At 72.8% G+C, this 12951-nt stretch carries 14 protein-coding genes; 11 read left to right on the forward strand and 3 right to left on the reverse strand.

From position 1 onward, the window contains the following. The first annotated feature begins 40 nt into the window (after positions 1–40). Complete coding sequence (locus tag ACIQ8B_RS16995) at positions 41–1198, forward strand: D-alanine--D-alanine ligase family protein (protein ID WP_290006698.1); 1158 nt, start codon at positions 41–43, stop codon at positions 1196–1198. A gap of 46 nt (positions 1199–1244) precedes the next feature. Here the strand turns inward: ACIQ8B_RS16995 and ACIQ8B_RS17000 are convergent, their stop codons facing one another. Then, entirely contained in the window at positions 1245–1745 is a 501-nt protein-coding gene (locus ACIQ8B_RS17000; protein WP_403547602.1) for a DUF3515 domain-containing protein, read from the reverse strand. 20 nt (positions 1746–1765) lie between these two features. Then, a complete protein-coding gene (locus tag ACIQ8B_RS17005; RefSeq protein ID WP_004983019.1) occupies positions 1766–1999 on the reverse strand; it encodes an Lrp/AsnC family transcriptional regulator in 234 nt (77 codons plus the stop codon). A gap of 206 nt (positions 2000–2205) precedes the next feature. Between ACIQ8B_RS17005 and ACIQ8B_RS17010 the strand changes: the two genes are divergently transcribed. Both ACIQ8B_RS17010 and thiD read left to right on the forward strand, forming a co-directional pair. Continuing rightward, on the forward strand, positions 2206–3171 hold the full coding sequence (locus tag ACIQ8B_RS17010; RefSeq protein WP_290006695.1) for a thiamine-phosphate kinase: 966 nt from the start codon (positions 2206–2208) through the stop codon (positions 3169–3171). Beyond that, positions 3168–4004 (forward strand): bifunctional hydroxymethylpyrimidine kinase/phosphomethylpyrimidine kinase, encoded by an 837-nt coding sequence (thiD, locus tag ACIQ8B_RS17015; RefSeq protein ID WP_403547604.1) that lies wholly within the window; start codon positions 3168–3170, stop codon positions 4002–4004. The genes ACIQ8B_RS17010 and thiD overlap by 4 nt, the downstream gene beginning before the upstream one ends. Before the next feature lie 284 nt (positions 4005–4288). Here the strand turns inward: thiD and rpmB are convergent, their stop codons facing one another. Then, a complete protein-coding gene (rpmB, locus tag ACIQ8B_RS17020; protein WP_003993230.1) occupies positions 4289–4474 on the reverse strand; it encodes a 50S ribosomal protein L28 in 186 nt (61 codons plus the stop codon). A 264-nt stretch (positions 4475–4738) separates the two neighbouring features. On the opposite strand from rpmB, the gene ACIQ8B_RS17025 reads away from it, so the two are divergent. The 8 genes from ACIQ8B_RS17025 to rnc all read left to right on the forward strand — a co-directional run bounded on the left by ACIQ8B_RS17025 (position 4739) and on the right by rnc (position 12909). After that, the gene (locus tag ACIQ8B_RS17025; protein ID WP_403547606.1) at positions 4739–6439 is read left to right on the forward strand and encodes a DAK2 domain-containing protein; all 1701 of its coding nucleotides are present in this window, start codon (positions 4739–4741) and stop codon (positions 6437–6439) included. A gap of 73 nt (positions 6440–6512) precedes the next feature. After that, on the forward strand, positions 6513–8714 hold the full coding sequence (gene recG / locus ACIQ8B_RS17030) for an ATP-dependent DNA helicase RecG (RefSeq protein ID WP_403547608.1): 2202 nt from the start codon (positions 6513–6515) through the stop codon (positions 8712–8714). An 89-nt stretch (positions 8715–8803) separates the two neighbouring features. Continuing rightward, positions 8804–9391: a 16S rRNA (guanine(966)-N(2))-methyltransferase RsmD gene (gene rsmD, locus ACIQ8B_RS17035; RefSeq protein ID WP_290006687.1), complete on the forward strand. Its 588-nt coding sequence runs from the start codon at positions 8804–8806 to the stop codon at positions 9389–9391. Between the two features lie 26 nt (positions 9392–9417). Beyond that, the gene (coaD, locus tag ACIQ8B_RS17040; protein ID WP_106412255.1) at positions 9418–9897 is read left to right on the forward strand and encodes a pantetheine-phosphate adenylyltransferase; all 480 of its coding nucleotides are present in this window, start codon (positions 9418–9420) and stop codon (positions 9895–9897) included. Positions 9898–10000: 103 nt separating this feature from the next. Next, positions 10001–11119: an ATP synthase F0 subunit B gene (locus ACIQ8B_RS17045; protein WP_290006683.1), complete on the forward strand. Its 1119-nt coding sequence runs from the start codon at positions 10001–10003 to the stop codon at positions 11117–11119. Between the two features lie 131 nt (positions 11120–11250). Then, positions 11251–11895: a DUF177 domain-containing protein gene (locus ACIQ8B_RS17050; RefSeq protein ID WP_290006676.1), complete on the forward strand. Its 645-nt coding sequence runs from the start codon at positions 11251–11253 to the stop codon at positions 11893–11895. A gap of 2 nt (positions 11896–11897) precedes the next feature. Beyond that, positions 11898–12071: a 50S ribosomal protein L32 gene (rpmF, locus tag ACIQ8B_RS17055; protein ID WP_106412252.1), complete on the forward strand. Its 174-nt coding sequence runs from the start codon at positions 11898–11900 to the stop codon at positions 12069–12071. A gap of 19 nt (positions 12072–12090) precedes the next feature. Beyond that, on the forward strand, positions 12091–12909 hold the full coding sequence (gene rnc, locus ACIQ8B_RS17060) for a ribonuclease III (protein WP_403547611.1): 819 nt from the start codon (positions 12091–12093) through the stop codon (positions 12907–12909). Positions 12910–12951: the final 42 nt, after the last annotated feature.

The raw sequence follows: 12951 nt of genomic DNA on the forward strand, positions 1-12951 counted from the left end.
GCTGTGTCCCGGCTCCGGCAACGGGTACGCTCGTCGCGATATGAGCACCGAGAACCTCCCCCAGAGCCCCGACTCGCCGTCGCGCAAGCCGCGTGTGGCCGTCGTGTTCGGCGGGCGCAGCTCCGAGCACGGGATCTCCGTGGTCACCGCCGGCGCCGTCCTCAAGGCCATCGACCGGACCAGGTACGACGTCCTGCCGATCGGCATCACCCAGGACGGCCGGTGGGCGCTCACCGCCGACGAACCGGAACGCATGGCGATCGCCGAGCGCCGCACGCCCAGCGTCGACCAGCTGGCCGAGTCCACGGAGGGCGCGGTGGTGCTCCCCGTCGACCCCGCCGACCGCGAAGTCGTGTACAGCGAGCCGGGATCGGTGCCCAAGGCGCTCGGTGAGGTCGACGTGGTCTTCCCGGTGCTGCACGGCCCCTACGGGGAGGACGGCACCCTCCAGGGCCTGCTCGAACTCTCCGGCATGCCCTACGTGGGCTCCGGTGTGCTGTCCTCGGCCGTCGGCCAGGACAAGGAGTACATGAAGCGGGTGTTCACCTCCTTCGGGCTCAAGGTCGGCCCGTACCTGGTGATCCGGCCGCGCGAGTGGGCGCAGGACGAGGCGGCGGCCCGCAGGCGGATCGTGGACTTCGCCGGCGACCACGGCTGGCCGCTGTTCGTGAAGCCCGCCCGCGCCGGCTCGTCCATCGGCATCACCAAGGTCGACGACCTCTCCGGCCTGGACGAGGCCATTGCCGAGGCCCAGCGCCACGACCCGAAGATCCTCGTCGAGGCGGCGCTGCGCGGCCGTGAGATCGAGTGCGGCGTGCTGGAGTTCGCGGACGGGCCGCGCGCCTCGCTGCCCGCCGAGATCCCGCCGCCGGACGCGCACGCGTACTACGACTTCGAGGCGAAGTACATCGACTCCACGCCCGGCATCGTGCCCGCGCCGCTGACCGACGAGGAGACGGCCGAGGTGCGCCGGCTCGCGGTCGAGGCGTTCGACGCGGCCTCCTGCGAGGGGCTGGTCCGCGCGGACTTCTTCCTCACCGAGGACGGCGAGTTCGTGATCAACGAGATCAACACCATGCCCGGCTTCACGCCCATCTCGATGTACCCGCAGATGTGGCAGGCGACCGGCGTGAGCTACCAGGAACTCGTCGACCTGCTGATCCAGGCGGCGCTGCGCCGGTCCACCGGGCTGCGCTGAGCCCGGTTCCGTACGCGGGTCAGCTCAGCCCGGTTCCGCACGCGGGTCAGGAGGCGATCCCCTCGGGGATCGCCTTCTTCACGGCCGGGGCCAGATCGATCAGCACGCCCGTGCTGTCCCGCCCGTCGACCACCCTGACCTCGACGTACGCCTCGCGGTTGGCGGTGGTGAAGCGCTGGACGCCGTCCTCCTGCCTCTCCATCAGCCAGTCGACGCCGTTCACACCCCCGGGTACCGCGTCGGCGTCCTGGCCGTTGGCCACCTTGGGATCGGTCATCTTCGGCGGCCGCTCCACACCGCACCGCAGTATGATCGCCACGCCGCCCCAGCCCGCGGTCAGTTCGGACGCGGGTTCGGGGTCGTCGCGGCTCTCACCGTCCACCGTCGCCGGCAGGACCTGGTCCAGGTCCTGACACAGCCCGGTGACCTTCGCGTCCGGGCTGGGAACCGTCGCGGACACGTTGTCGTCTGCCGAGGAGCAGCCCGCGACGGTGATCAGCACCGCGAGAGCGGAGCAAACGGCGTGCCGGTGGCGGAAGGAGTTCACCGGCACAGGGTAGACGGGGGCTACAGATGCACCACCGGACAGGTCAGGGTGCGGGTGATGCCGTCCACCTGCTGGACCTTGGCGACCACCATGCGTCCCAGGTCGTCGACGGTGTCGGCCTGGGCGCGCACGATGACGTCGTACGGACCCGTCACGTCCTCGGCCTGGACGACTCCGGGGATCTTGCCGATCAGATCGGCGACGGTCGACGCCTTGCCGACCTCCGTCTGAATCAGGATGTACGCCTGTACCACGGAACCTCCAGGGCGGCCACGAGGATCATGTGGGGAAAAGGAACGCCACGGTACCGCGTCGCCGCTCGTCGCGGGGAGACCTGCGGGAACCGGGCCGTGCGCGCCGGGGTACAGGCACGGCGGACATTGACGGTCAGTTCGACCGTAGCGAGGACTCGGACGACCCGCGACCGGGCACGGGCAGGGATAGAAGGGGCGAAAGGGAAATGAAGGGCACTGTTGGTGAGCTCGGGGAGTTCGGGCTCATCAGGGAGCTCACCTCCCGTCTCACCACCACCCCGGCGGTCCGGGTCGGCCCCGGCGACGACGCCGCCGTGGTCTCCGCGCCCGACCGGCGGGTCGTGGCCAGCACCGACGTCCTGGTGGAGGGCCGCCACTTCCGCCGCGACTGGTCCACGGCCTACGACGTCGGCCGCAAGGCCGCCGCCCAGAACCTCGCCGACATCGCCGCCATGGGCGCCGTGCCGACCGCGCTGCTGCTCGGCCTGGTCGTGCCCGCCGAACTGCCGGTGACCTGGCCCAGCGAGCTCATGGACGGGCTGCGCGACGAGTGCCAGGTGGCCGGCGCGGCGGTCGTCGGCGGGGACGTCGTCCGCGGCGACACCATCACGGTGTCCATCACCGCGCTCGGCGACCTGCGCAACCAGGAGCCCGTCACCCGGGGCGGGGCGCAGCCCGGCGACATCGTCGCGGTGACCGGCTGGCTCGGCTGGTCCGCGGCCGGGCACGCGGTGCTCTCCCGCGGTTTCCGCTCCCCGCGCGCCTTCGTCGAGGCGCACCGGCGCCCCGAGCCGCCGTACCACGCGGGCCCGGCCGCCGCCGGTCTCGGCGCGACCGCCATGTGCGACGTCAGCGACGGCCTGATCGCCGACCTCGGGCACATCGCCGAGGCCAGCAAGGTCCGCATCGACATCCGCTCCGGCACGGTCGACATCCCCTCGCAGATGCACGACATCGGCCAGGCCGTCGGCGTCGACCCCATGCAGTGGGTGCTGACCGGGGGCGAGGACCACGCGATCGTGGCGACCTTCCCGCCGGACGTGAAGCTGCCCGCGCGCTGGAAGGTCATCGGCGAGGTGCTCAACCCGTCCGCGCTGCCGCAGGTGACCGTGGACGGGGCGCCCTGGACCAGCCAGGGCGGCTGGGACCACTTCGGGGACATCGAGTCATGAGCGCGCCGCCCCGGGTGCTCACGGTGGCCGGCTCCGACTCCGGCGGGGGAGCGGGCGTCCAGGCCGACCTGAAGACGATGCTGGCGCTCGGCGTGCACGGGATGAGCGTGCTCACCGCGGTGACCGCGCAGAACTCCCTGGGCGTGCAGGGCGCCTGGGAACTGCCGGTGGAGGCGGTACGGGCCCAGTACCGCAGCGTGGTCGACGACATCGGCGTGCAGGCGGTCAAGACCGGCATGCTGTCCTCGGCCGAACTCGTGGAGACCGTCGCCGACTTGCTCGCCGGCACGGACGCGCCGACGGTCGTCGACCCGGTGGGCGTCTCCAAGCACGGCGACGCGCTGCTGGCGGCGTCGGCGCTGGACTCCGTCCGCACGAAGCTGCTGCCGGTGGCGACCGTGGCCACCCCGAACCTGGACGAGGTCGCGCAGCTCACCGGCGTGCGGGTGGCCTCCGAGCAGGACATGCGGCGGGCCGCCGCGGCGGTGCTGGAGTTCGGCCCGCGCTGGGTGGTGATCAAGGGCGGCCACCTCTCCGCCGCCGCATCGCCGGAGGCCGTCGACCTCCTGACGGACGGCACGGAGGAGCACTGGCTGCGCGCCCCCAGGTACGACAACCGCCACACCCACGGCACGGGCTGCACCCTGGCCTCCGCCATCGCCTCGGAACTCGCCAAGGGCCGTACGGTCCCGGAGGCGGTGACGGCGGCGAAGACCTACGTCACCGGAGCGCTGGCTTCGGGCTTCGCCCTGGGCGGGGGCATCGGGCCCGTGGACCATGGGTGGGAGCTGCGGGGCGGGGAGAGCGGGGCGCGCAGGGCGGGCGCCGGGTGAGGCGGCGGTCCGGTCGCCGGAGGGGGATGCGCGGGGCGCCGGGTGAGGCGGCGGTCCGGTCGCCGGAGGGGGATGCGCGGGGCGCCGGGTGAGGCGGCGGCTCGGTCGCCGGAGGCGGACGTGCGGGGTGCTCGGTGAGGTGGCGGTCCGGTCGCCGGTGCGGGGTGGCGGGCGCAGGACGCCCGGGCCGTCACCCCGCCGTGCGCAGCAAAAAGCCGGTCCACCCGGAGGTGGACCGGCTCGTTGCGGCGATACCGGCTGTGGCCGCGCGCTCAGCGATTGCGTCAGCGCGAGACCTTGCCGGCCTTGATGCACGAGGTGCAGGCGTTCACGCGCTTCGGCGTCCCGCCGACCACGGTACGCACACGCTGGATGTTCGGGTTCCAGCGGCGGGACGTACGGCGGTGCGAGTGCGAGATGTTGTTGCCGAAGCCCGGCCCCTTGCCGCAGACGTCGCAGTTGGCAGCCACGGGTCACTCCAAAGACTTCAGATGCACTTACGGTTGATCCCGGCAGGCCGGGATCCAGATCCAGAGCTCGAAGAGCCCACGGATCCGAGTGGCGTTGCCAGGGGAGACGCCCGATCGGATCGGGCAACCGGAGCAGCATACAACGGCTGCACCCGTAGGACGAAACTAGCATGCCCGCTCACGGGCCGGCCCGCGCCCTCTTCCGGCAGGCGGGGGCCCACCGTCTACGCTGCGTGCCACGTCCAGCAGCTCGAGGAGGCACAGGTGCCGCAGGTGCCGCAGACGTTCGATGCTCTCGCGGTGCGTGCCTGGTGCGGTCTGGCGCTCGACGCGCTCGGACAGGCCCGGGAGGAGATCGACGCGATCAACGTCTATCCCGTGGCGGACGGCGACACCGGCACCAATCTCTATCTGACGCTGGAGTCGGCGGCCACGGCCGTGGAGGCGGTGTTCGCCGGGCACGAGGCCGGCGGCGGAGGCGCTCCCACCCCCGCCTTGGCCGACGCGGTACGGGCGATGGCGCACGGCGCGCTGATCGGCGCGCGCGGGAACTCCGGGACGATCCTCGCCCAGCTGCTGCGCGGCATGGCCCAGGTGCTGGCCGGTGACGACGCCCCGGCGCACGCCGACGGGCGGGGCCTCGGTCTCGCCCTGCGGCACGCGGCCGACTCCGCCCGGCAGGCGGTGGCGCACCCGGTCGAGGGCACGGTCCTCACCGTCGCCTCGGCCGCCGCCGACGCGGCGGGCGGGGCGGCCGGCGGCGACTGCGGCGCGGTGGCCCGCGCCGCCTACGAGGGCGCCCGCGCGGCGCTCGCCGAGACCCCGGAGCGGCTGGACGTCCTGCGGCGGGCGGGCGTGGTCGACGCGGGTGGACGCGGCCTGGTGACCGTGCTGGGGGCGCTCGTGGAGACGCTCACGGGGGAGACGCCCCGCGGCGCCGCGGGACGCGGTCCTGGACTGCACGCGCGCGTGGAACCCGCCGAGGAGGCGCACCGGAACCCCGCCCCCTGCGCGGACGCCGCGACCGTACCGGAGCCCGGCGGCCCCGCCTTCGAGGTGATCTACCTGCTGGAGGCCGAGGACGCGGCCGTCGCGCGGCTGCGGAAGCGGCTCGACGCCCTCGGCGACTCCCTCGTCGTGGTCGGCGGCGACGGCCTGTGGAACGTCCATGTGCACGTCGACGACGCCGGCGCCGCCGTGGAGGCGGGCGTCGAGGCCGGACGGCCGTACCGCATCCGGATCACCCGCTTCGGCGCCGGGGACGCGCACGCCCCGCGGGCCGAACGGATGCCCGCCGAGCGCGTCCAGCGGGCCGTGGTGGCGGTGGTGCCCGGCGAGGGCCTGGCGGGCCTTTACACGGAGGCCGGGGCCACGGCCGTCCTCGCCCGGCCCGGCGAACCGCCCGCCAGCGGCGAGCTCGTCCAGGCGGTACGGCGCGCGCACGCGCGCGAGGTGGTGCTGCTGCCCAACGACGCCGAGCTGCGCCACACCGCCGCCGCGGCCGCCGAGCAGGTACGGGCGGAGGGCGTCCGGGTGGCGCTCATCCCCACCCGGTCCGCGGTGCAGGGCATCGCGGCGCTGGCGGTGCACGAGCCGGAGCGCCGCTTCGACGAGGACGTGGTGGCGATGACCTCCGCGGCCGGCGCGACCCGCTACGCCGAGGTCGCCGTCGCCGAGCGGCAGTCCTGGACCATGGCCGGCATCTGCCAGGCCGGCGACGTCCTCGGCCTGGTCGACGGCGACGTGGCGGTCATCGGCCAGGACCTCACCGACACCGCCCTGGCCGTCCTGGACCGCATGCTCGCGGCCGGCGGGGAACTGGTCACCCTGGTCCTCGGCGACGGCGCCCCGGAGTCCGTCGCGGAACGCCTCGAGGCCCGGGTGCGCGAGGGCTACCTGGCCGTCGACACGGTCGTCTACCACGGCGGCCGGCAGGGCTCCGTCCTGCTCATCGGCGTCGAGTGACGCGAACGCCCCGGTCCGGCGCGGACCGGCCGGGCGGTCCGCCGTACCCGCTCTGTCAGTGGAGTGGTGTCCAATGGATCCCGTGCCCGCACTGGACGAACCACTGAAGAAAGTGCTCGGCCCCGCCACCGCGAAGGTGATGGCCGAGCACCTCGGCCTGCACACCGTCGGCGACCTGCTGCACCACTACCCGCGCCGGTACGAGGAGCGCGGCCAGCTCACCCACCTCGCCGACCTCCCGATGGACGAGCACGTCACCGTGGTCGCGCAGGTCGCCGACGCCCGGTTGCACACCTTCGCCTCCAGCCGCGCCCCGCGCGGCAAGGGCCAGCGGCTCGAGGTGACGATCACCGACGGCAGCGGCCGGCTGCAACTGGTCTTCTTCGGCGCCGGTGTCCACAAACCGCACAAGGAACTCCTGCCGGGCACCCGCGCGATGTTCGCCGGCAAGGTCTCCGTCTTCAACCGCCGCCTCCAACTGGCCCACCCGGCCTACGAGCTGCTGCGCGGGGACGCCGAGGAGACGGTGGAGAGCTGGGCGGGCGCGCTCATCCCGATCTACCCGGCCACCGCCAAGCTGGAGTCCTGGAAGATCGGCAAGGCGCTGCAGACCGTGCTGCCCAGCGCCCAGGAGGCCGCCGACCCGCTGCCCGAGCCGCTGCGCGAGGGCCGCGGCCTGGTCCCGCTGCCCGAGGCGCTGCTGAAGATCCACCGCCCGCACACCAAGGCCGACATCGAGGACGCCCGCGCCCGCCTCAAGTGGGACGAGGCGTTCGTCCTCCAGGTCGCCCTCGCCCGCCGCCGGTACGCCGACGCGCAGCTCCCGGCCGTGCCCCGCCGCCCGAGGCCCGACGGCATCCTCGCCGCCTTCGACGACCGGCTGCCGTTCACCCTCACCGAGGGCCAGCGCAAGGTCTCGGAGGAGATCTTCGCCGACCTCGCCACCGACCACCCCATGCACCGCCTGCTCCAGGGCGAGGTCGGTTCCGGCAAGACCATGGTCGCCCTGCGGGCCATGCTCGCCGTCGTCGACGCGGGCGGCCAGGCGGCGATGCTCGCGCCCACCGAGGTCCTCGCCCAGCAGCACCACCGCTCGGTCACCGAGATGATGGGGGAACTGGCCGAGGGAGGCATGCTCGGCGGCGCGGACGACGCCACCAAGGTGGTGCTGCTCACCGGCTCCATGGGCGCCGCCGCGCGCCGTCAGGCCCTGCTCGACCTGGCCACCGGCGAGGCCGGCATCGTCATCGGCACGCACGCGCTGATCGAGGACAAGGTCCAGTTCCACGACCTCGGCCTGGTGGTCGTCGACGAGCAGCACCGCTTCGGTGTCGAGCAGCGCGACGCCCTGCGCGGCAAGGGCAAGCAGCCGCCGCACCTGCTCGTCATGACCGCCACCCCCATCCCGCGCACGGTGGCCATGACCGTCTTCGGCGACCTGGAGACCTCCGTCCTGGACCAGCTCCCGGCCGGGCGCTCGCCCATCGCCAGCCATGTCGTCCCGGCCGCCGACAAGCCGCACTTCCTCGCCCGCGCCTGGGAGCGGGTGCGCGAGGAGGTCGAGAAGGGCCACCAGGCGTATGTGGTGTGCCCGCGCATCGGCGACGAGGAGGACGGCGCGAAGGCGAAGAAGAAGTCCGCCGGGGACGAGGCGGAGAAGCGGCCCCCGCTCGCCGTCCTGGACACCGCGGAGCAGCTCGCGCGGGGCCCGCTCGGCGGACTGCGCGTGGAGGTCCTGCACGGCAGGATGCAGCCCGACGACAAGGACGCCGTGATGCGCCGGTTCGCCGCCGGCGAGGCCGACGTCCTGGTGGCCACCACCGTCATCGAGGTCGGCGTCAACGTGCCGAACGCCACCGTGATGGTGATCATGGACGCCGACCGCTTCGGCGTCTCCCAGCTGCACCAGCTCCGCGGCCGTGTGGGCCGCGGCTCGGCCCCCGGCCTGTGCCTGCTGGTCACCGAGATGCCCGAGGCGAGCGCCGCCCGCCAGCGGCTGAACGCCGTCGCGTCCACCCTGGACGGCTTCGAGCTCTCCCGCATCGACCTCGAACAGCGCCGCGAGGGCGACGTACTCGGCCAGGCCCAGTCCGGCACCCGGTCCAGCCTGCGCGTGCTCGCCGTCATCGACGACGAGGAGGTCATCGCCGAGGCCCGCGAGGAGGCCACCCGGGTCGTCGCCGCCGACCCGGACCTGGAGCGCCTGCCCGCCCTGCGCACGGCGCTGGACGCCCTGCTGGACGAGGAGCGGGAGCAGTACCTGGAGAAGGGCTGACAGACTGGGACCGGCCCGGCCCCCACGGACCGACCCCCACGGACCGGCCCGCACGAACCGACCCGCACCCACCGACAAGGACCGAGGACATGACCCGCGTGATCGCCGGCGCGGCCGGCGGACGCCGCCTGGCCGTCCCGCCGGGGCAGGGCACCCGCCCCACCTCCGACCGGGCGCGTGAAGGCCTCTTCTCCACCTGGCAGTCGCTGCTCGGCGGCCCCCTCGACGGCGAACGCGTCCTCGACCTGTACGCCGGCTCCGGCGCCGTCGGCCTGGAGGCGCTGTCCCGCGGCGCCGGACACGTCCTGCTGGTCGAGGCCGACGCCCGCGCCGCGCGCACCGTCCGGGAGAACGTGAAGTCGCTCGGACTCCCCGGCGCCGAGGTGAGGTCCGGCAAAGCGGAACAGATCGTCCGCACCGGGCCCCCGGAGCAGCCGTACGACGTCGTCTTCCTCGACCCGCCCTACGCCGTCTCCGACGACGATCTCCGGGAGATCCTGCTCACACTCCGTTCCCAGGGGTGGCTCGCCGGCGACGCCGTCGTCACCGTGGAGCGCAGCACCAGAGGCGGAGAATTCGTCTTTCCGTCGGGTTTCGAGGCGATCCGGGCCCGTCGTTACGGCGAGGGAACGTTTTGGTACGGTCGCGCCGCCTCTACGTGCGAAGACGCACGATGACCGGACCGGAGAGCGAGGGATCACCAGTGCGCCGCGCCGTATGTCCCGGGTCGTTCGACCCGATCACCAACGGACACCTCGACATCATCGCCCGGGCCTCCCGGCTGTACGACGAGGTCTACGTCGCGGTGATGATCAACCAGTCCAAGAAGGGCCTGTTCGAGATCGAGGAGCGGATCGACCTGATCCGCCGCGTCACCGCCGAGTACGGCAACGTCCGGGTCGAGGCCTTCCACGGCCTCCTCGTCGACTTCTGCAAGCAGCGCGACATCCCCGCCATCGTCAAGGGCCTGCGCGCGGTCAGCGACTTCGACTACGAGCTCCAGATGGCCCAGATGAACAACGGCCTCTCGGGCGTGGAGACCCTCTTCGTCCCCACCAACCCCACCTACAGCTTCCTGTCCTCCTCGCTCGTCAAGGAGGTCGCGGCCTGGGGCGGGGACGTCTCCCACCTGGTGCCCGCCGAGGTCCTGACGGCGCTCACCGAACGCCTGCGCAAGGACTGAACCGGCCCCGGCGGAGGGGGCGTCCGGTGTCCACCGGACGCCCCAGGGCCGTACAGTCGTCCCGTCCGTCTCCAACACAGCTGTAGGGAGTGGCGAGCACACGGTGGACGTGCAGAAGAAGCTGGACGAGATCGTCGCCGCGGTCTCCAGTGCCCGGTCGATGCCCATGTCGGCGTCGTGCGTGGTCAACCGCGCCGAACTGCTCGCCATGCTCGACGAGGTGCGCGCGGCGCTGCCCGACTCCCTCGCCCAGGCGGAGGAGCTGATCGGTGGCCGGGAGCAGATGGTCGAACAGGCCCGCCAGGAGGCCGAGCGGATCATCTCCGAGGCGCACGCCCAGCGCGGCTCGCTGGTCGCCGGGACCGAGATCGCCCGCCGCTCCCAGGCCGAGGCCGACCGGATCCTCGCCGAGGCCCGCAAGGAGGCCGAGGAGATCCGCGCGGAGGCCGACGACTACGTCGACTCCAAGCTCGCCAACTTCGAGGTCGTCCTCACCAAGACCCTCGGCTCCGTCGGCCGCGGCCGCGAGAAGCTGCTCGGCACCGGCCCCGGCCTGGACGAGCAGGGTTACGAGGACGAGGACGCCCCCGAGCGCAGCCACGACCCGGAGACCCTGCGCCGCAACGCCGACGCCTACGTCGACGTCAAGCTCGGCGCCTTCGAGGCGGTGCTCGCCAAGACGCTGGAGGCGGTCGGCCGCGGCCGGCAGAAGCTGCACGGCCGCATCGCCAGCGACGACCTGGGCGCACTGGCCGACGACACCAGCACCGTCCAGCACTCCAGCGACGCCGACTACCTCGCCGACCTGGCCTCCCTCGCCGAGCAGGACGCCCAGGGCCGCAGGAGCGAGCAGCGGCAGTCCCCGCAGCCACAGCAGCCGTACGCCCCGCCGGAGCCCGCCTACCCCCCCGCCTCCGGCTACGCCCCGGCGGGAGGCGCCCCCGTCGGACAGCAGGCCGACCCGTACGCCGGCTACCAGCAGCAGTACGGCGGCGTCCAGGACCCGTACGCCCAGACCGCCGGCGGCTACGGCCAGGCCGACCCGTACGCGGCCTACCAGGGCTACGACGGCGCCCAGCAGGCGTACGACCCGGGCCAGGCCGCCCAGCAAGTGCCGCAGCAGGCCCAGCAGGGGTACGCGCTGGACGAGACGAGCCTGTTCGACACCAGCATGATCACGCCCGAACAGCTCGAGGCGTACCAGCGCGAGCGGGGCCTCTAGGGGCGGATTGGGCCGTGAGCGAAAGGTCCAGTATCCTGGCTCTTCGGTCGCGTGTATGACCGCGATCCACGCTGCCCGGGAACGCACCGTACGGCAGTGACACCCTCTGAGCTCGAAGATCGAAAGCAGGAATGGCTCTGAACGCCCGCCTCGACCACCGCAACCCCCTCGTGTTCGACACGCACGAGCTGGGGCGGCGGCCTGGTGCGCTGCAGCGCCTGACCCGTACGGTCGACGCCCCCAAGGACCTCGGTATCAAGGGAGTCGTCGGAGTGCCGGAAGGCGCCCCGGTGGAGCTCGAACTCCGGCTCGAGTCGGTCATGGAAGGTGTGCTCGTCACAGGCACCGCCCGTGCCAAGGCCGAGGGGGAGTGCGTAAGGTGTCTGGAGCCGCTCGAGCTGGAGCTCGAAGCGGACTTCCAGGAGATGTTCTCGTACCCTGACGCCGACGACCGGGGCCGCGTGACCGCGGAACCGGGCGACGACGCCGAGGACGACGAGGACAGGCTCTTCCTCGAGGACGGCCTGTTCGACCTCGAGCCGGTGCTGCGCGACGCGGTGGTGCTCGCACTGCCGATGCAGCCGGTGTGCCAGGAAGACTGCCCGGGTCTGTGCTCCGAGTGCGGAGCGCGGCTGGCGGACGACCCGGACCACCATCACGACGCCGTCGACATCCGTTGGGCGGCATTGCAGGGACTCGCCGACACCATGAAGGACGGCGAGAAGGACGAGATGAGCGGCGCCGAAGCCGGCGTCGACGAGAAGCAGGAGAAGTAGCCGTGGCTGTTCCGAAGCGGAAGATGTCGCGCAGCAACACGCGCCACCGCCGGTCGCAGTGGAAGGCTGCGGTCCCCACCCTGGTTGCGTGCGAGCGCTGCCACGAGCCCAGGCAGCAGCACATCGCGTGCCCGTCTTGCGGCACCTACAACAAGCGCCAGGTCCTCGAGGTCTGAGCGGCTGGTGAGAGGCACTGTGTCCACGCCGAAGAAAAACTCTGCGGACAACCAGGCCTCGTCCCCGACGCTTCTGGAAGGGCGGCTCGGCTACCAGGTCGAGTCCGCCCTTCTGGTGCGTGCGCTGACCCATCGTTCCTACGCCTACGAGAACGGCGGTCTGCCGACGAACGAGCGGCTGGAGTTCCTCGGGGACTCCGTGCTCGGCCTCGTCGTCACCGACACGCTGTACCGCGCCCACCCCGACCTGCCCGAGGGCCAGCTGGCCAAGCTGCGGGCCGCGGTGGTCAACTCGCGTGCGCTGGCGGAGGTGGGCCGCGGGCTCGACCTCGGTTCCTTCATCCGGCTCGGCCGGGGTGAAGAGGGAACGGGCGGCCGGGACAAGGCGTCCATCCTCGCCGACACCCTCGAAGCGGTGATCGGCGCGGTCTATCTCGACCAGGGCCTGGAATCGGCGGCGGAGCTGGTGCACCGCCTGTTCGACCCGCTGATCGAGAAGTCCTCGAACCTGGGAGCCGGCCTGGACTGGAAGACCAGTCTCCAGGAGCTCACCGCGACCGAGGGGCTCGGCGTTCCCGAGTACCTGGTCACGGAGACCGGCCCCGACCACGAGAAGACCTTCACTGCTGCCGCCCGCGTCGGAGGCGTCTCGTACGGCACCGGCACCGGCCGCAGCAAGAAGGAGGCGGAGCAGCAGGCCGCCGAGTCCGCCTGGCGGTCCATCAAGGCCGCGGCGGACGAGCGGGCCAAGGCGGCTCAGGAGGCCGAACAGGTCGTCCAGGCCGCCGAGGCCGAAGCCTCCGGCATGAGCGCCGACGCCCCGTCGGCCTCCGCCTGACGCAGTCAGCACGACCCGAGCGCCCGTCCCCGCAGCGGGGCG

It is taken from the genome of Streptomyces sp. NPDC096105, from assembly GCF_044763335.1.
Taxonomy (GTDB): Bacteria; Actinomycetota; Actinomycetes; order Streptomycetales; family Streptomycetaceae; genus Streptomyces.